This window comes from Actinoallomurus sp. CA-142502 (genome assembly GCF_050936355.1).
Classification (GTDB): Bacteria; Actinomycetota; Actinomycetes; order Streptosporangiales; family Streptosporangiaceae; genus Actinoallomurus; species Actinoallomurus iriomotensis.
Genome location: NZ_JBNJMY010000001.1, coordinates 7,487,241 through 7,504,571 on the forward strand (window position 1 = coordinate 7,487,241; position 17,331 = coordinate 7,504,571).

At 72.5% G+C, this 17,331-nt stretch carries 16 protein-coding genes; 6 read left to right on the forward strand and 10 right to left on the reverse strand.

Annotation, left to right across the window (positions count from 1 at the left end; genetic code table 11):
- Positions 1 to 28: 28 nt before the first annotated feature.
- Positions 29 to 1,636: an MFS transporter gene (locus ACQEV1_RS35100; RefSeq protein ID WP_433399771.1), complete on the forward strand. Its 1,608-nt coding sequence runs from the start codon at positions 29 to 31 to the stop codon at positions 1,634 to 1,636.
- A 747-nt stretch (positions 1,637 to 2,383) separates the two neighbouring features.
- On the opposite strand, the gene ACQEV1_RS35105 is transcribed toward ACQEV1_RS35100, so the two are convergent.
- Complete coding sequence (locus tag ACQEV1_RS35105; protein WP_285629669.1) at positions 2,384 to 2,926, reverse strand: hypothetical protein; 543 nt, start codon at positions 2,924 to 2,926, stop codon at positions 2,384 to 2,386.
- 430 nt (positions 2,927 to 3,356) lie between these two features.
- Here ACQEV1_RS35105 and ACQEV1_RS35110 point away from each other — a divergent pair, with 430 nt between their 5' ends.
- Positions 3,357 to 4,829, forward strand: a complete 1,473-nt coding sequence (locus tag ACQEV1_RS35110) for a hypothetical protein (protein WP_433399774.1) — start codon at positions 3,357 to 3,359, stop codon at positions 4,827 to 4,829.
- Positions 4,830 to 5,267: 438 nt separating this feature from the next.
- Here ACQEV1_RS35110 and ACQEV1_RS35115 read toward each other — a convergent pair whose 3' ends face one another.
- Positions 5,268 to 5,624, reverse strand: a complete 357-nt coding sequence (locus ACQEV1_RS35115; protein ID WP_285629667.1) for a BlaI/MecI/CopY family transcriptional regulator — start codon at positions 5,622 to 5,624, stop codon at positions 5,268 to 5,270.
- Positions 5,625 to 6,089: 465 nt separating this feature from the next.
- Between ACQEV1_RS35115 and ACQEV1_RS35120 the strand changes: the two genes are divergently transcribed.
- Positions 6,090 to 7,190: a lysylphosphatidylglycerol synthase transmembrane domain-containing protein gene (locus ACQEV1_RS35120; protein WP_285629666.1), complete on the forward strand. Its 1,101-nt coding sequence runs from the start codon at positions 6,090 to 6,092 to the stop codon at positions 7,188 to 7,190.
- 19 nt (positions 7,191 to 7,209) lie between these two features.
- Here ACQEV1_RS35120 and paaZ read toward each other — a convergent pair whose 3' ends face one another.
- Positions 7,210 to 9,240, reverse strand: coding sequence for a phenylacetic acid degradation bifunctional protein PaaZ (gene paaZ, locus ACQEV1_RS35125; protein WP_433399777.1), 2,031 nt, complete (start codon positions 9,238 to 9,240; stop codon positions 7,210 to 7,212).
- 96 nt (positions 9,241 to 9,336) lie between these two features.
- Here paaZ and ACQEV1_RS35130 point away from each other — a divergent pair, with 96 nt between their 5' ends.
- Together ACQEV1_RS35130 and ACQEV1_RS35135 are read left to right on the forward strand one after the other, a co-directional pair.
- Positions 9,337 to 9,999 (forward strand): PhzF family phenazine biosynthesis protein, encoded by a 663-nt coding sequence (locus tag ACQEV1_RS35130; RefSeq protein WP_433399780.1) that lies wholly within the window; start codon positions 9,337 to 9,339, stop codon positions 9,997 to 9,999.
- Between the two features lie 42 nt (positions 10,000 to 10,041).
- Positions 10,042 to 10,779, forward strand: coding sequence for a hypothetical protein (locus tag ACQEV1_RS35135; RefSeq protein ID WP_433399782.1), 738 nt, complete (start codon positions 10,042 to 10,044; stop codon positions 10,777 to 10,779).
- Between the two features lie 7 nt (positions 10,780 to 10,786).
- On the opposite strand, the gene ACQEV1_RS35140 is transcribed toward ACQEV1_RS35135, so the two are convergent.
- From ACQEV1_RS35140 to ACQEV1_RS35165, 6 genes are all read right to left on the reverse strand, one after another.
- Positions 10,787 to 11,224 (reverse strand): hypothetical protein, encoded by a 438-nt coding sequence (locus tag ACQEV1_RS35140; RefSeq protein ID WP_433399784.1) that lies wholly within the window; start codon positions 11,222 to 11,224, stop codon positions 10,787 to 10,789.
- Positions 11,217 to 11,576 carry a hypothetical protein gene (locus tag ACQEV1_RS35145; RefSeq protein WP_285629661.1) on the reverse strand — a complete coding sequence of 120 codons (360 nt, stop codon included), beginning with the start codon at positions 11,574 to 11,576 and terminating at the stop codon, positions 11,217 to 11,219. Before ACQEV1_RS35145 ends, ACQEV1_RS35140 begins: the two co-directional genes overlap by 8 nt.
- Positions 11,577 to 11,643: 67 nt before the next feature.
- Positions 11,644 to 12,444: a YceI family protein gene (locus ACQEV1_RS35150; protein ID WP_285576916.1), complete on the reverse strand. Its 801-nt coding sequence runs from the start codon at positions 12,442 to 12,444 to the stop codon at positions 11,644 to 11,646.
- Between the two features lie 14 nt (positions 12,445 to 12,458).
- On the reverse strand, positions 12,459 to 13,235 hold the full coding sequence (locus ACQEV1_RS35155) for an MSCRAMM family protein (protein WP_285629660.1): 777 nt from the start codon (positions 13,233 to 13,235) through the stop codon (positions 12,459 to 12,461).
- A 25-nt stretch (positions 13,236 to 13,260) separates the two neighbouring features.
- The gene (locus ACQEV1_RS35160) at positions 13,261 to 13,725 is read right to left on the reverse strand and encodes a MarR family winged helix-turn-helix transcriptional regulator (RefSeq protein ID WP_285576913.1); all 465 of its coding nucleotides are present in this window, start codon (positions 13,723 to 13,725) and stop codon (positions 13,261 to 13,263) included.
- Positions 13,722 to 16,070 carry an MFS transporter gene (locus ACQEV1_RS35165; protein WP_285629659.1) on the reverse strand — a complete coding sequence of 783 codons (2,349 nt, stop codon included), beginning with the start codon at positions 16,068 to 16,070 and terminating at the stop codon, positions 13,722 to 13,724. The genes ACQEV1_RS35160 and ACQEV1_RS35165 overlap by 4 nt, the downstream gene beginning before the upstream one ends.
- 175 nt (positions 16,071 to 16,245) lie before the next feature.
- Here ACQEV1_RS35165 and ACQEV1_RS35170 point away from each other — a divergent pair, with 175 nt between their 5' ends.
- Positions 16,246 to 17,094 carry a spermidine synthase gene (locus tag ACQEV1_RS35170; protein ID WP_433399789.1) on the forward strand — a complete coding sequence of 283 codons (849 nt, stop codon included), beginning with the start codon at positions 16,246 to 16,248 and terminating at the stop codon, positions 17,092 to 17,094.
- A 5-nt stretch (positions 17,095 to 17,099) separates the two neighbouring features.
- Here the strand turns inward: ACQEV1_RS35170 and ACQEV1_RS35175 are convergent, their stop codons facing one another.
- Positions 17,100 to 17,228, reverse strand: a complete 129-nt coding sequence (locus ACQEV1_RS35175) for a hypothetical protein (protein ID WP_433399791.1) — start codon at positions 17,226 to 17,228, stop codon at positions 17,100 to 17,102.
- Positions 17,229 to 17,331: the final 103 nt, after the last annotated feature.

The window sequence follows — 17,331 nt, forward strand, 5'->3', positions numbered from 1 at the left end:
GCGGGCTAGCGGAGAGCGCGGCCGGGCTGTGACCGCCACACTGGAGGCGCCACGCCCCGCCGACGCGCTACGGGCACGACCGGTGCGCCACCGGCGGTGGCTGCTGCACCCCGTCGTGGCCGCTACGAGCATTGCCGGAATCCTGCATCTGCTGTGGGCGCTGTTCCTCGCCCGGGGCGGCGGCGACCTCGCCGCCCAGAGCGCGTGGGCCGAGTTCGCCCTGCGGCATCCGGGTTCGGCCTACGACTTCGCGTGGTACGGCGGCATGCACCCCGCCTCGTACAGCGTGATCTCCCCGTACCTGATGGCCCTGCTGGGCGTCCGCACGACCGGCGTGCTCGCGGGCACGCTGTCGGCCGGCCTCTTCGCGCTGATCCTGACGCGCTCGGAGATCCGCCGGCCGCTGCCGCCCGCGCTCTGGGGCGCCTTCTCGCTGTCGTGCAACGCCGTGTCCGGCCGGGTGACGTTCGCCCTCGGCGTGTTCTTCGCCCTCGCCGCCATCACGGTGGTGTTCGCGGCACGCGGGCCGCGCGCGCCGCGGGCCGCCGCCATCATCGCGCTCGGCGTGCTGGCGACGCTGGCGAGCCCGGTGGCGGGGCTGTTCCTCGAGGTGGCGGCCGCGGCGCTGTTCCTCACGCGGCGGCGCCGGCCGGCGTACGCCGTGGCGGCCGGGCCGCCGTTCGTCGTCGGCCTGTCGGCGCTGCTGTTCCCGTTCAAGGGCGTGCAGCCGTTCCCGTGGTTCCTCGTCGTGGCGCCGGTGGCGAGCGCCATCGCCCTCGCGCTGTACGCGCCCAAGTCCTGGCGCAACGTCCGCGTCGGCGCGGTGGTGTACGCGGTCGGCACCGTCCTCACGTGGCTGATCCCCTCGCAGGTGGGCAGCAACGTCGACCGGCTCGCCCTGCTCTTCGGCGGCGCGGTGATGCTGGCCGCGGCGATGGAACGCAAGATCGCCATCCTGTACGTCGCGTTCGCGGCGACGGTCATCTCCCAGGTGATCCGGCCGGTGTTCGACGTGGTGAACACCGGCTCGCCCGACGGCCACACCGCCGGCGTGCTGTCGGAGCTGCGCAACGTCGGCGCCGACCGTGGCCGGGTCGAGGTCGTGCCCGAGCGCACCCACCTGGAGTCGTCGGAGTTCGCCCCGGTGGTGAACCTGGCGCGCGGCTGGAACCGCCAGGCCGACGTCGACCGCAACCCGCTCTTCTACGACGGCACCCTCACGCCCGAGACCTACCACGCCTGGCTCAGGAAGTGGGCCGTGCGCTACGTGGTGCTGTCGGACTCCACGCCCGACTGGCAGGCGATGGAGGAGGCCCGCATCGTCGCGGGCGGGCAGCCGTGGCTGAAGCAGATCTGGCACGACGCGAACTGGCGCCTGTACGAGCTGTCCGACCCCGAGCCACTGGCCGATCCGCCCGCCACCGTCGCCCGCGCCGACGATGGTGAACTCGACATCAACGTGCCGTCCAGCGGCTGGGTGCTCATCCGCGTGCCATGGTCGCCATGGGTCGGCGTACGCGACGGCGGCCCGGGCTGCCTGGCACAGGCCGGCGACTGGACCCGGCTGTACGCCCCGGTCCCCGGCCGCTACCGTCTCGGCGGCAGCTACCAGCTCCCCCGCGGCACCCCCTGCTGAGCGACCACCGGTCGCCAACGACACGACACCGACCGGACCGTCCTCCAGGTCCGACCCCGGCCGTACGGCCCGATCCCCGGCTCGGCCACAGCCGCCAGCTCCCCTGCGGCACCCCTCTGGAGGCGACGCGGCACCTTCTGCTGAGGGCCTGCCGGTCGCGAGCGGCACGGCACCGACCAGACGGTCTCCAAAGCCAGCCCGGCCGTACGCCCCGCTCCCCGACCACCACCGGCTCGGCCGCCGCCACCAGCTCCCCCGCGGCACCCTCCGGAGAGACGGCCCAAGCCGTACGCCCCGGTCCACGACCGCCACCGGTTCAACCGCCGCCGCCAGCTCCCCCGCGGCACCCCCTGCTGGTGGACCACCGGCCGCGAACCACACGACACCGACCAGACGGTCCCCAGAGCCCGCCCAAGCCCGCTCGACGGCAGTCACCAACTCCCGGCGGCACCGCCTGCTGACGGATCGCCGGTCGCGAACGGCACGGCACCGACCGGACGGTCCACAGAGGCGGCCCCGGCCGTACGGCTCCGGTCCCTGGCGGCTCGGCGGCGGTTGCCCCCCGGCAACACCCCTCCGGAGAGACCGCCCGTCACCGGCGGCGTGGCACCACCGGACGGTCTCCAAAGGCGGCCCCGGCCGTACGCCCCGGTCCCCGGCCGCTACCGGTTCGGCCGCGGTTCGCGTTCTCCTACGGCGCCGCTGAGAGACCACCCGGCGCGAGCGGCGTGGCGGTGTGTCTTCAGGTCAGGAGGTCTTTCCCTCGCCGGTGAAGGAGCGCAGGCGCGTGCGGCGGAGCCAGACCACGGCGCGGTTCATGGGGCCCTCGAACAGCACGTAGCCGATCAGCGTCACGGTGACACCGACGACCGTGCCGCCGGCGATGTCGTCCGGCGCCGCACCGGCGAGCGTCAGGGCGGCGGCCACGACCAGCCATCCGCCGGACGCCGCCAGGCCGAACCGGCGGCCCGCGAGGAACAGTCCGGCGGCCGTGGCCGCCGCCAGCGCGGCGTGGTCGCTCGGCGCCGGCAGGTCCGAGGAGTGCACCACCAGGCCGTGGAAGGCGGTCCAGTGAACGGTGGGCATCCGCTCGACCGGCTCGTTCGCCGCCACCGCGGCGATGGCGCCGATGGGCGCCCAGAGCGCGGCGGCCATGACCCCGGCCCGCTCCCGCCGCGCCGCCCACCACGCCCAGCAGAGCAGGGCCGCGAACAGCACCGGGTCCGCCTTCGCGCACGCCACGGCCGCGGTGTGCAGCCAAGGTGCGACGGCCAGATGATCGCTGAGCATGGTTCTCCGCCTCGATGAGATGGGTCGCGGGCCGGTGTTCCCGGCCGATGATCGTCGACGGCCCCTGTAGGGATCGGATGGTGAGCGCGGGGTTATCGCGCCGAATCGCCCGCATACCGTGGCGTGTCGCGGTCGCGCCGACGGTCTGATGCCTCGTTGATGTGCGGCCGCGCGGTGCCGGCAGACCCCGGCCTGACCGCGCGCACCCGTACGGCCAGGCCGCACGGCAGGCAGCGGGCGGCTGGGCGGCGGATGGCGGGCGGACGGTGCAGCGGGCAGCGGGCAGCGGATGGGCGACGCAGCGTGCGGCGTGCGGACGGTGCAGCAGGCAGCAGGTGCGTACGGTTCCTTGTCGCGGACGGTTCGGCGGACACGCCGGACCTTGACCTACTCGATACGCGGAAATGACAGCGACCCTACAATATGTAGGGTGAACCCCCGTGACCGGTACGGCAGGCACCTGACCCACCCCGGCCTCCCCCTGATCCTGGTCGCCACGCTGTACGCGGCCGCGCAGGTCGTCGCCGTCACGACGCGCATCGGGCTCGGCTGGGACGAGAGCGTGTACGTCAGCCAGGTCAGCCCGCACGTGCCGACGGCGTTCTTCAGCGCTCCTCGGGCCCGCGGCATCACCCTGCTGGTCGCTCCGATCGTCGGGCTGACCTCCTCGCTGACCGGGCTGCGTCTCTACATGACCGTGCTGTCCTCGGCCGGGCTCGTCGTCGCGTACTGGCCCTGGACCCGCCTGCTGCGGCCGGTCACCGTGGCGCTGGCCGCGCTGCTGCTCACCGTCCTGTGGGTGACGCAGTTCTACGGCAACGAGGTGATGCCCAACGTCTACGTCGCGTACGGGGCGGTGGCGGCCGTGGGCTGGTTCGCGCACACGATCCGCGGCACGAACCGGCTCGCGCCGGTCTGGCTCGTGCTGAGTCTGGCGTTCGTCGCACTCATGCGGCCGGGTGACGCGGCGTGGCTCGTGCTTCCGCTGCTCGGCGCGGTCGCGTTCGCGCCGAGGCGGCGGCGCATCGCGCTGGCGGCGGTGGTCGCCGGGCCGGTGGCCGGTTCCGCCCAGTGGATCGTCGAGGCGTACACACGGTTCGGCGGGCCGCTGCAGCGGCTGCGGGCGTCGAGCCGCACCGAGGGCGGCCTCGGTTGGCATCCCGAGGGCGTCCGGATGGAGTTGCACGCGCTCAACGACCGGCTGCTGTGCCGCCCCTGCACCGGCGCGACCTGGCACGTGGCGCCGTTCGCGGCCTGGTGGCCGCTCATGCCCGCGCTCGCGGCCGCCGGGCTCGTGCTCGCGGCGCGCGGCGGGCGCGGGCGGCTGGTCGCGCTGCCCGCCGTCTGCGGCGCCGTGATCGGCGTGTCCTATCTGCTGCTCGTCGGGTACGCCGCGCCGCGCTTCCTCATCCCGGCGTACGCGCTGCTGGCCATCCCCGCGGCGGAGCTCGTACGCGGTGCGGCGACGCTGGGCCAGGGGCGCTGGCGGCTCGTGACGGCCGGCCTGGTCGCGGTGGGTCTGGCCGTGCACGCGGGCGGCCAGCAGATCGTCCTCGGCCGCATGGTCCGCACCCAGCACAAGGCACGCCAGGACTACGGCGTCATCGCCGGAGAACTGCGCGGCCTCGGCGTACGGGCCCCGTGCACGCTGGCGGGCGAGCAGGCCCCCGTGCTCGCGTTCTACGCCGGCTGCCGATCGATGCAGATCGCCGGGAACGACGCATCCACGAGCGTGTCCGGCCTGCTGGCCCAGGCGGACGTCACCCGCCTGGCCGTCGTGGAGCACACCAACCCACGCCCGCGCTACACCCGCGGGTGGCACCACTACACCTTCAGCACGCCGACCGGCCGTACGTGGCGCGTCTTCCTGCCGCCACGCCCACCCGCCGCCCCGCGAAGCTAGGGCCTGTCTCGAAGCCCCGCGGTCCTACCGCACGGCGTCCAGGCGACGCCTCGCCGCGGGGAAAAGTCGCCGGCCGGCACCGGGCCGACTCCCTTCTCCGCCCTGCGACGCGACGCCTGGACACCGCTCGCCACGGACGGGGACGGCGAGACAGACCCTGGCGCCGCGGCCACGCACCGGGCTGCGGCCGGTGGAGTGACACGGCCACGCCTCCGCGATCGCCGTCGTCCCACGCACCGTCGAGATCGGCGGGTGCCGGCCAGGCGTCCTGCGATCCCGGCGTGATCTGCCGGTCGCCCTCATCACGGCGACGCGAGACAGGCCCCTAGGCCTGCGGTGGCCCGCCTCGCCCGCACCCTGCGGGCGGCGAGGAGTCGCTCGCCTCACGTTGAGGATCCACCAACGTCGGGAAAGAGTGAACACCGCGCCAGGGAGGCGTCAGCCCGCGAGAAGGCGGCGGAGCATCTCCTCGTCGTCCGGGCCGAGGCCGGTGACGAACCGTTGCAGCACCGCGGCGCGGTCGGATTCGCGGCGCAGGGCCTCGTGCATGACCTGGGCCGCGTGCTCGGTGGCGTCCTTGGCGGGCAGGTAGGCGCCGCGCCTGCCCTCGGCGTCGCGGACGACGAGCCCCTTGTCCCAGAGGCGTTTCAGGATGGTGTGCACCGTGTTGTAAGCCAGCTCGCCGTCGCCGATCCGCGTCTGGACCTCGGATGGCGTCAGCGGCCGATCGGTCGCCCGCAGAGCGTGGAGGACCTCTTCCTCGAGCTGCCCGGCACCTCGGCGTCCTCCGGCCATATGGTCACTTTACCGGTGATACATCCGGATATGCGGGTACATGCTTGTCCCGATTCTTCCCCTTTCGCCGTACCGGCCGGACGCCCGGCGGCGGAAGGGCCGTGACCCAATCGTTCCCCCCGTCACCGGCGCGGCTGTACTATCTGGGTAGTAGTGCAGTCGCGATACACGGGAGCGGTGGACGGACACGTGCGAATGCCGCGGTACGGGCCGACAGTCGCCACGAGAGCGGCGACATCGTCAACGACCCGCCGAGGAGCCCGCAGTCCAATCGGCACCGGTTCGAAGACCACCGAGCAGTCGCCTCACTCGACGCCGCGGACAGCGCATGATCGCGGCCGGCCCACCGGTCCGCTGAGCGCCTGCGGCCACTGACGCCTCGTCACCCGGCCACTACCGGTCCAGGTGCCCGTTCTTCATCTCGTGTTTCACCGGTGTCGATCCACTAAGGGAACATTAGAGTCCATGAGTCGAAGCGCCCTCGTACGGCAGCCGCCGTCTGATCTCGTGACGATTCAGGCCGACGGATCGGTCGGCGCACGAGGTCCGGTCCGCGTGCGGCTCGTCGCGGTGCTGCTGCTGGCCGCGCTGGCCATCGGGCTCACCGGGGCGGGGCTCGCCGACGTCGACGTCGCGGGCGGGCTGTGGGACGGGGCGGACTGGGTCTCCCAGGGCGCCGCGCGGATCCGCTGGGGACTCGTCCCCCTGATCGCGGCTCTCACCGCGTTGCACTATCTGACCTCGGCACTCGGCGTACGGGCGACCGCCTCCGGCGCCTCGGAGTCCGCGCGGCCGGACCGGCTCGGCGTCTGGGAGATCACCGGCGCGCAGTTCGCCGGCGCCGCGGCGAACCGGCTCGCGCCCGCCGGGCTGGGCACCGCGGCCGTCACCTGCCGTTACCTGACCCGGCGCGGCCTGCCGGCCTGCGCGGCGACCACGACGGTGGCCGTCGTCGGGCTGGTCCGCGGGCTGACCAAGCTCGCGCTGGTCACGCTGGCGATCGCACTGTGGAGCGGCCTGGGCCAGGCCCTGCGACCCGTCGGCAACGTCAGCCGCCTCGCCGCGCGCCACTCCGGCATGCTGGTGCCCGCGGCGATCGTCGCGGGCGTGGCCGTGTGCGCGCTGGTCGCCACCGCGCTGGTCTGGCGACGCCGGCAGACGCGGTTCCGGCTCGGAGAGGCGCTCGCCGGCGTCGGGCACTCCGTCCGTCACCTGCTGCGGCGGCCCCGCTGCCTGCTGACGCTGGTGGCGGCCGCGACGCTGGCAGACCTGGCGCTCGCCCTGGCCTTCGCGATGAGCGTCATGGCCGTGCCCGGCGTCCCGACGGGGTCGGTCGGCTCACTGATCGCGCTGTACCTCCTCGGCGCGACAGCGGGTGCCGCCGTCCCCACGCCGGCCGGTGTGGGGTCGACGGAGGCGGCGCTCATCGCCGCGCTGGCCACCGTGCACATCCCGGCCGCCCAGGCCGCGACCGGCGTGCTGCTGTTCCGGGTCATGACGTTCTGGGCCCCGGTGCCGGCGGGCGTGCTGAGCACGCGCTGGCTCCGCCGCCGCGGCGGCCTCTGACCGCGCGGACCGCCAGGCCCTAGTCACCCTTCGCGACGAGCGTCAGCACGTCGTACTTGGCCACGGACGAGCCGTCCTGTTTGGTCACGTCCGCGTCCCAGCGCACCTCGCCGTACTCCGCGCCGTGCCGCGGCTCGATCCGCTTGGCGGTGAGCGTCACGGTCAGCTCGTCGCCGGGGTAGACGGGTGTGAGGAAGCGGAGGTTCTCCAGGCCGTAGTTGGCCAGCACCGGGCCGGGGTCGGGTTGCACGAACAGACCGGCGGCCAGCGACACGATCAGGTAGCCGTGGGCGACGCGGCCGTCGAAGAACGGGTTGGCCCGCGCCGCCTCCTCGTCCATGTGCGCGTAGAACGTGTCGCCGGTGAACTCCGCGAAGTGCTCGATGTCGGCCAGCGTCACGGTGCGCGGCCCGGCCACCACCGTGTCACCGACCCGCAGCTCGCCGAGGTGCTTGCGGAACGGGTGGACGTCGGTGACCGTACGCTCGGCGCCGGGCGTCCACCGGCCCGTGACCGCGGTGAGCATCCGCGGGCTGCCCTGCACGGCGGTGCGCTGCATGTGGTGCAGCACGCCGCGGATGCCGCCCATCTCCTCGCCGCCGCCCGCACGGCCGGGCCCGCCGTGGACGAGGGCCGGCAGCGGTGAACCGTGCCCGGTGGACTCCCGCGAGGTCTCCGCGTCGACGATGAGCAGCCGGCCGTGCCACGGCGCGACACCCAGCACCATCGCGCGGGCGAACTCCGGGTCGCCGGTCACCACCGAGCCGGCGAGGCTGCCCCGGCCGCGCGCGGCCAGCGCGACGGCCTCGTCGGGAGTGCCGTACGGAAGCAGGGTGCTGACCGGTCCGAACGCCTCCACCTCATGGGGCTCGTCCCGGCCGGTGTCGTCGGCGCGCAGCAGGATCGGGGACAGGAACGCGCCGCGCTCGGGGTCGGCGTCCACGACCCGCACGCGCTCCGGGTCACCGAAGACCGTACGCGCGGCGGCCGACAGCGCCTTGAGCGACCGGCGCACCTCCTCGCGCTGCCCCAGGCCGGCCAGCGCACCCATCCGTACGGAGGGGTCGGCCGGGTTGCCGACCGTCACCTCCGCGAGGCGTTCCGCGACGGCCCGCTCGACGTCGTCGATGATCCCGGCCGGAACGAGGGCACGCCGGATGGCGGTGCACTTCTGCCCGGCCTTGACCGTCATCTCGGTGACGAGCTGCCCGACGTAGACGTCGAACTCCGGGTCACCGGGTCGTACGTCCGGGCCGAGGATGGAGCAGTTGAGCGAGTCGGCCTCGGCGTTGAAGCGCACCGACCGGCTGACCACGGCCCGGTGGGAACGCAGCAGCGCGGCGGTCGCGGCCGACCCGGTGAACGCCACGAGGTCCTGCTCGGTGAGGTGGTCCAGCAGGTCACCGGCGTCGCCGCAGACGAGTTGCAGTGAGCCTTCCGGCAGCAGGCCCGACTCGACGATCAGCTCGACGAGCCGCGCGGTGAGATAGGCGGTCTGCGCGGCCGGCTTGATCAGGCTCGGCACCCCGGCCAGGAACGCGGGCGCGAGCTTCTCCAGCGGCCCCCAGACCGGAAAGTTGAAGGCGTTGATCTGCACCGCGACGCCCCGCAGCGGCGTACAGACGTGCTGGCCGGCGAACCCGCCGCTCTTGCTCAGGGGTTCGAGGCCGCCCTCGACGTACACGGTGTCGTCGGGCAGTTCGCGGCGACCCTTGCTGGAGTAGGAGAACAGGACGCCGATGCCGCCGTCGACGTCGAACCTGGCGTCGTTCAGCGTCGCGCCGCTGCGCAGGGACAGGTCGTACAGCTCCTCGCGGTGCCCCCGCAGCTCCGAGGCCAGCGCCTTGAGCAGCGCGGCCCGCTGGTGGAAGGTCATCTCGCGCAGCACCGGACCGCCGACCCGGCGTCCGTGCTCGAGCGCGGCGCGGAAGTCCACACCGGAGGAGGAGATCCGGGCGATCTCCGCGCCGGTCACCGCGTCGTGCAGCGGCGCGCCCTCGTCGTGCGGGACATGCCAGGCGCCGGAGACGTAACTGGCCAGTGGTGCCATCGGACCCGACCTCCTCGTCGGTGGACCGTACCGGCCGATCGTAACCCGTCCCGCCCGGCCGCCCCAGGCCGGTGAGACGGCTGGTTGACTGCGGGGATGACCGACCACGAGGTTCTGCGCGTCTTCTGCGATTCCGGCGGCCGGCACGGCAACGAGCTGGCGGTCGTACGCGACGGCGCCTCCGTCCCGGACGAGTCCGGCCGGCAGGCGCTGGCCCGGGAACTGGGCTTCAGCGAGACCGTGTTCGTCGACGACCCGGACCGCGGACTGATCGACATCTACACGCCGACGCTGCGGCTGCCGTTCGCCGGCCATCCGTGTGTCGGCGCGGCCTGGCTGCTCGGCGTCCCGCGCCTGGTCACGCCCGCGGGCGAGGTGACCGTACGCAACGCCGACGGCCTCGTGTGGATCGCCGCGCGCGCCGCGTGGGCGCCGCCCCGAACGCTGCGGCGGTACGGCTCACCCGCCGAGGTGGACGCACTGCCCGTACCGCCGCCGGGCGAGTGGGTGTACGCGTGGGCGTGGCAGGACGAGGCGGACGGCCGGGTCCGGGCCCGCGCCTTTCCGGGCCGGGGCGACGGCATCGACGAGGACGAGGCCACCGGCGCGGCGGCCCTCCTGCTGACCGCCCGCCTGGGCCGCGCCCTGACCATCACCCAGGGCCGCGGCTCCCAGATCCTGACCGCCGCCGTCCCGGCCGGGACCGGCGCGGGGAACCACCAGCTGATCGAGGTCGGCGGCCGCGTCCGCCGCGCCTGATTCCCCGGCGGTCACCGGGCGGAATCGATAACGTCTCGGGGCATGACCAAGATCTTCGACGTCGGCCGGGAGCTCGCGACGGGTATCGGTGACCGGGCGGACGCCTGGCGGTTCATCCGCGGCTTCGCGGCCGGCTGGCAGGCGCCGCTGACCGACGACGACGGCTGCCCCGCGTCGGACCTCGACGCCGCCGAGGCGCGACTCGGGCTGCGGCTGCCCACGGCGCTGCGCGAGGCGTACCGGCTGTTCGGCCGCCGCGAGGATCTCACCGCGAACCAGGACGTGCTGCTGAGCCCCGACCGGCTCCACCTGGACGGGGAGGTGCTGGTGTTCCGCGTCGAGAACCAGGCCGTCGTCCACTGGGGCGTCCCCGCCTCCGAACTGGAGGAGCCCGACCCCTCGGTGGTGGTACGCGCGAGCCTGGCCGACCCGAGCGCCGAGCGCTGGGAGCCGTGGCTGGACCGGTTCTCGCTCGCGTGCGTCGAGATCGTGCTGTCCGAGTCGCTGTTCGTCTCCGAGGAACTCGGCGACAACCGGGGAATCGACGACGGCGAGTCCGACCTGCTGGAACGGCACTACACCCGCCTGCCCCTGCCGGACTACCCGACGTCCCAGACGACCGTCCCCGCGATCCGCTGGTTCGCCGGACGCGACGTGATCATCCGCGACGATCAGCGAACCTGGATGTGGGTCCGCGCCCGCACGTGCGAGGCGCTGACCACGGTACGGACCGAGCTACCCGGCGATTGGATCATGACCGGCACCGACGAGCCGAACTGAACCCTCGTCAACTCGCCGTACGGCGGGTGCGCCACAGCCACAGCAGGCCGAGCATCGGCAGGACGAGCGGCACGTAGCCGTACCCGCTGCCGTACCCGGACCACACGGTCGCGTCCGGGAAGGCGGCCTTGTCGGTGAGGCTGTAGGTGCCGATCACGATCACGCCGACCAGCTCGATCGTGCACGAGGTGACCGCGATGCGGTGAGAGGTGCGTCCGGACCGGGCCAGCGTCACCGTGGCCACGATGTAGACCACCGCGGCGAAGGCCGACAGCAGGTACGCCACCGGCGCCTCGTGGTACTTCGTCGCGATCTGCACGCCGGCCCGCGCTCCGGCGGCGAGCGCGAACACCCCGTAGACCGCGATCAGTACGCGACCGGGACCGCTGCGACGGGCGGCCCGCTCGTCGGTCGCCGGCGATGCCGTCGGGGTCTTCTCAGCCATGCCACACCTGCTGCATTCGAACGATGAGTATGGCCGACACCAGGAAGCCGGCCGCGACGACGGCCGGTCCCCACCGGGTGCGCTCCGCCAGCCCCCACGCGGCGGCGATGGGCAGGATGACCAGCGACCCGGCGAGGTAGCCGATGAAGATCGCCATTCCGCCGACCGGCCGCGCCGAGGCGGCGAGGCGGACGATCGCCCACACCACCTGCACGAGCAGCCCGGCCTCGCCGAGGACCGCCGCGGCCAGCAGGAGCCTGCCGACCCGGCGGTCCAGCGCGGTCATCACCAGGCTCAGCCCGGCGAGGACCAGCATGCCGACGATCAGTGTCACCGCCAGCGTGTCGACCACGCGTCAGCCTTCCCCTCGACCCGACCATTACGGGACGAGACAGTACTACGCAACGTAGTAGAAGGCGTCAGCGACGTACGATCTCGACGTCCAGCTCGACCTGGAGGATGCCGCCGACCACGCCGATGCCGACCCGCACCGCCTGGTTCCAGTCGATGGCGAAGTCCTCGCGCCGCAGCTCGGTCACCGCGTGGAAGGCCGCGCGCGTGCCGCCCCACGGGTCCGGGCCGACGCCGAGGTAGGTCAGGTCGAGCACGACCTGGCGGGTCACGCCGCGGATGGTCAGCTCGCTGTCCATCGCCCAGCGGTCCTGGCCCTGCGGGCGCAGGTTCTTGCTCCGGAACGCGATCTCGGGGAACGCCTCCGTGTGCAGGAAGTCCTTGCTGCGCAGGTGCGTGTCGCGGTCGGCGTTGCCGGTGTCGACGCTGCCGGCCTGGAGCGTGACCTCGACGACGGAGTTCTCCACCGGCTCGGTGATCGTCGCCGCGCCGCCGAACTCGGCGATGCGGCCGCGCACACTCGCCAGCCCGAGGTGCCGGGCGCGGAAGTGGACGGAGGAGTGCACCGGGTCGATGTCCCAGACGCCCGGCTCGGGCAGCCGGAGATCGCCGGTGGTGGTGAGCTGGATCTCGCCCAGGTCGAGGCCGCCGGCGCCGACGACCGCGCTGCGCGCGACCGGCTGGTGGCCGGGCGCGGAGACGATGAGCGTGTACGCGCCCGGCGCCACCTGGGGGATGGCGGCGCGTCCGGCCGAGTCCACCGTCGTACGGCCGATCTGCTGGCCCGCCGTGTCGGTGAGGGTGAGGACCGCGTGCTCGACCGGCCAGCCTCCGGGCGCGAGCACCCGGACCGTGACTGAAGGATTCACGAGAGGGGCCCCTTTCAGGCGCTCAGGGTGACGTCGGCGTCGGTGGCCTGGCCGTCCTTGACTTCGACGGACACCGCGGCCGGACCGTGTCCGGCGGCGACGAGCGTGTAGTTCCCCAGCGCGAGGTCGCCGAAGGAGAACGAACCGTTCGCGTCGCTCATCGTGTTCGCGACGATCTTCCCTTCCTCGTTCATGAGCGTGACTCGTGCGTTCTCGTACGGTCTGTCGTGGTTCCAGACCTCGCCGTGCAGCGATCCGCGGGCGGCGAGCACCAGGTCCTGGCGCGCCTGGGTGCCCTGGCGGATGGTGACGGCGGCGGCGGCCGGCTGGTGGGACGACGCGGACACGACCAGGGTGTACATGCCCTCGGGCAGGCTGATGAAGGAGAAGCCGCCCTCCTCGCCGGTACGCGCGGTGCCGACGACCTCCCCCTGCACGTCGGTGACGGTGATGGTGGCGTTGGGCACGGGCGTGCCGCTGCCGGCGATCCGCACGGTGCCGGTCAGCCCGCCGACGCCGGCGACGGTCATGTCGTGGCGGACGGTGTCGTCGCCGACGGCGACGAGCGAGGCGATCGGCTCGTGCCCCTGCGCCGAGGCGATGATGAGGTACGTGCCGCCGTTGTTGACGCTGAGCCGGTACTCCCCGTCCGGCCCGGTGTACGCCGAGCCGATCTTGCGTCCCGCCATGTCGGCCAGCGTCACGACCGCCCCCGAGACCGGCGGGCCCTCGGTGCGCCGGACGGTGCCGAAGACGGTGAGCGTCTCCCGTAGCGCCGCGTTCTCAACCATGAGTATCTCTTCCTCCGATTAATGGCTATTCCGGGGCCGCCGCGAGGGCCTCGAGGGCGGGCAGGGCGGCCTCCAGCGCAGACCGCTGAGCGGGCGGCAGCTGATGGATGCGTTCGGCGAGCCTTCCGGTGGTGCGCCTGCTCAGCTCTTCCAGCAGTTCGGTCCCGGCCGCGCTCGCGGTGAGACGGCAGACGCGCCGGTCGTTCGGGTCCTGCAGCCGGTCGATGAGACCGAGCTTGTCCAGCGCGTCGACGATGTGCGACACGGTGGGCGTGCTGACCGCCATCCGCTTGGCCAGCTCCCCCACCGACAGCGGCTCACCGGCCGCGACGGTGGCCAGCGCCGACAGCCGACTCGGTGTCAGGTCGTCGGGCCAGTCCTTGCGCAGCTTGCGGTTCAGGCTCGCCATCGCGAGCCTGAGCCGTCCTGCCGTCGCGGCCGGTTCCGCCGACGCGACCCGTTCGGCCGTCTCCGCGGGACCCGTGTTCATTCGCCCAGTGCCACGCGTACGGTGGCGGGCTCGCCGGAGTCGATGCGCACGGCGACCGTGGCGGGACGGTGCCCCGCCGCGACGACGGTGTAGTGCCCGTCCGCCAGACCGGTGAGGTGGTACGTGCCGTCATAGCCGGTGGTCGTGGTCGCGATGACCTCGCCGGTCTCGTCGGTGACCGTGGTCGTGATGCCGCCGAGCGGGATGCCGTCGGGCGAGCGGACGACACCGCGCATCTCCCCCGTCGGGCCGGAGTCGTCGCCGTCGAGGGCGAAGTCCTGCACCGCGCCGGACGCGCCGACGAGCACCGTCGCCGCCTGCGGCGTCCACCCGGGCGCGCTCGTGATCACGAGGTAGTCGCCGGGAGGAGCCTGGAAGGCGTACCGGCCGTCGGGTCCCGTGTTGGTGCGCCCGAGCTGGTGCCCGTCCGGACCGGCGATGGTGATCGCCGCGTACGCCACCGGGTTGCCGGCGCCGTCGTGGACCAGGCCCCGTACGCCGTGCGACCCGGACTCGCCGGTGCCCTCGTGGACGAAGGACTCGCGGGGGGACGGGCCCGAGCCGTTGGGCACCATCTGCGGGACGTTCAGCTCGCTCATGCCGCCGGCCTCACCGGCCACGCCGGCCAGCTCCGAACCGAGGGACTCGCGCTGGGCGGTCTTCCTGGCGCGCTTGGTCAGCAGTGACGCGGCAGCGGCGATGACGCAGGCGACGATGGCGAACGTGAACGCGATGACCAGGCCCTGGTGGAACGGCTTGGTGATCAGGTGCGGGAAGTAGCTGCGGCCGGTCAGGTAGGCGCCGTGGTCCTTCAGATTGCCCAGCTCGGGCCCGAGCAGCTGCTTCATCGGGTTGTAGCCGAGGAACGCGGCGAACAGCACCGCGATCGGCGGCAGGTGCGCGATGGTCTGCGCCGACTGCGGCTGGATGCCCTGCGAGACCAGGCCGTTGTACATGGTGTCCGGCAGGTTCGACGCCAGGCCCACCACCATCAGGCTGAAGAAGATGCCGATCGACAGCACCATCGAGGCGTTCATGAACGTGGCGTTCATCCCGGCGCCGACACCTCGTTGGTCGGCGGGGACGGAGTTCATGATCTCCGCGCGGTTCGGCGAGACGAACATGCCGGACCCGATGCCGTTGACGATCAGCAGCACGGCGAACACCGGGTAGGAGAAGTTCACCGGGATGGCGAGGAGCAGCCCGAAGCTCGCGGCGGTGATGAGCGTGCCGCCGACGGTGAAGTAGCGGTGGCCGAGCTTGTCCGAGAGCACCCCCGACAGCGGAGCCGCCAGCAGGAAGCCGATCGTCAGCGGGATCATGTAGATGCCCGCCCACAGCGGAGTGTCCTCGAAGCTGTAGCCATGCTGCGGCAGCCAGATGCCCTGCAGCCAGATGATCAGCATGAACTGCAGGCCGCCGCGGCCGAGCGCGGTCAGCAGGTTGGCGATGTTGCCCGCGGCGAAGGTGCGGTTGCGGAACAGCGACAGGTTGAAGAGCGGGTCTTTGATCTTGCTCTCGATGATCAGGAAGATGATCAGGACGACGACGCCGCCGATGAGGGCGCTGAGCACCCAGGGGTTGGTCCAGCCCATGGTGTGGCCGCCGTACGGCTGGAGGCCGTAGGTGATGCCGACGAGCACGGCGATGAGGCCGATCGCGAAGGAAAGGTTGCCCCACCAGTCGATCTTTGCCTTCCGGCGGATGCCGGTGTCGTGCAGCTTGATGAAGGCCCAGAACGTCCCGAAGATGCCGACCGGGACGGACACAAGGAAGATCCAGTGCCAGTTCACCGGGCCGAGGACACCGCCGAGGATGAGGCCGATGAACGATCCGGCGATCGCCGCGATGGCGTTGATGCCCAACGCTGTGCCGCGCCGGGTGGCGGGGAACGCGTCGGTGATGATCGCTGTGGAGTTCGCGAAGAGCAGGGCGCCGCCGATTCCCTGGGCGATACGCCAGCCGATCAGCCATAGCGCCGCGGTCGTGCCGTGCATCCAGCACACCGAGAGCAGGATGGAACAGACCGTGAACACCGCGAAGCCGAGGTTGTACATGCGGACCCTGCCGAACATGTCGCCGAGCTTGCCGAACGCCACCACCAGGACGGCGGTGACGACCATGAAGCCCATCATCATCCACAGCAGGTAACTCGTGTTGCCGGAATCGAGGGGATTGAGCCCGATTCCATCAAAAATATTCGGAAGCGCGATGAGGACGATCGACTGGTTGATCGTCACCATCAGCACACCGAGCGTGGTGTTCGAGAGGGCGATCCACTTGTAGTGCGGTCCGAGGGGCCGTGCCTGTTCCGCACGTCTGTGCGTCTGGGCGGGCGCTGTCATAAGGGGTCTGCGCTCCTGTGCTTCTCTTGCTCGTAATCTTTTCGCAACAAAGGTTGCTTAGTGCTAACTAACTATACGCCTACGCACAGTGCTCTCAATCCCCTTCGGAGTGTGACAACCCACTCACCAGGCCACGAGTCATCATTCGCGCACGCCCCTGCTCGATACTGGACTGATGGCGCATCGACAGCGGCCGGTTCCGGTCGAGGAGGAGATCGACTCGGGCGTCGCCACGCTCGTCCCGGACCCCGACCGGCCGCGCTCCTGGACGCTGGAGGTCGACGGCACGCCACAGTCGCACGTCGACCTGGACGATCCGGAGTACCTGGACTTCGAGTACGTCCGGCGGCTCGGCCACGTCGTCGACCTGATCGCCCCGCGAGGACGGCCGCTGCGCGTGCTGCACCTCGGCGGCGGCGGCCTGACGCTCGCGCGGTACGTCGCGGCCACCCGGCCGCGGTCCGCCCAGCAGGTGGTGGAGATCGACGCCGCCCTGGTCGACCTCGTACGGCGGCGGCTTCCCCTGGACCGCGGCGCACGGATCCGGATCCGCGTCGGCGACGCGCGCGCCGTCCTGGCACGCGCGCCCGAGGACACCTTCGACCTGGTCGTGGCGGACGTCTACGCCGCGGGGCGGCAACCCGCGCACCTGACGTCGGCGGAGTTCCACGCCGCCGCCGCGCGCACACTGCGCCCGGGGGGCTACTACGCCGCCAACCTGGCCGACGGCGCGCCGCTGTCCTTCGCCCGCGCGCAGGTGGCGACGCTGCGCACGGTCCTGCCCGAGGTCTGCCTGATCGCCGACCCGGCCGTGCTGCGGGGCCGCCGGTTCGGCAATCTCGTCCTGGTGGCCGGCCGTACACCGCCGCCGGTGGCCGAACTGACCCGCAGGGCCGCCGGCGACCCGTTCCCGGGCCGGGTGGTGTACGGGGAGGAGCTGACGAGGTTCGCCTCGGGCGCGGCCCCGGTCACCGACGCGACGGCCCGCCCCTCACCGCCCCCGCCCGAGGGCGTCTTCGGCTGAGCCGCTCACCGATGGTGGACCGACTTCACGGTGTACAGGTGGGGTTCGAGGTGATCGGCGATGGCGGCGGCCTCGCGCATGTGCTCCTGGGCCGCGGGATCGTCGAGCATGGCGTGGAAGGCGTCGGCGGACATGGCACTCCCCCGATGACACCGCGCCTTCGTCACCCGCCCGTCACTGCGGGACGTGCTCGCCGGGCTCACCACGGCGAGGTACGGCGACTGGCCGCGCTCCTCA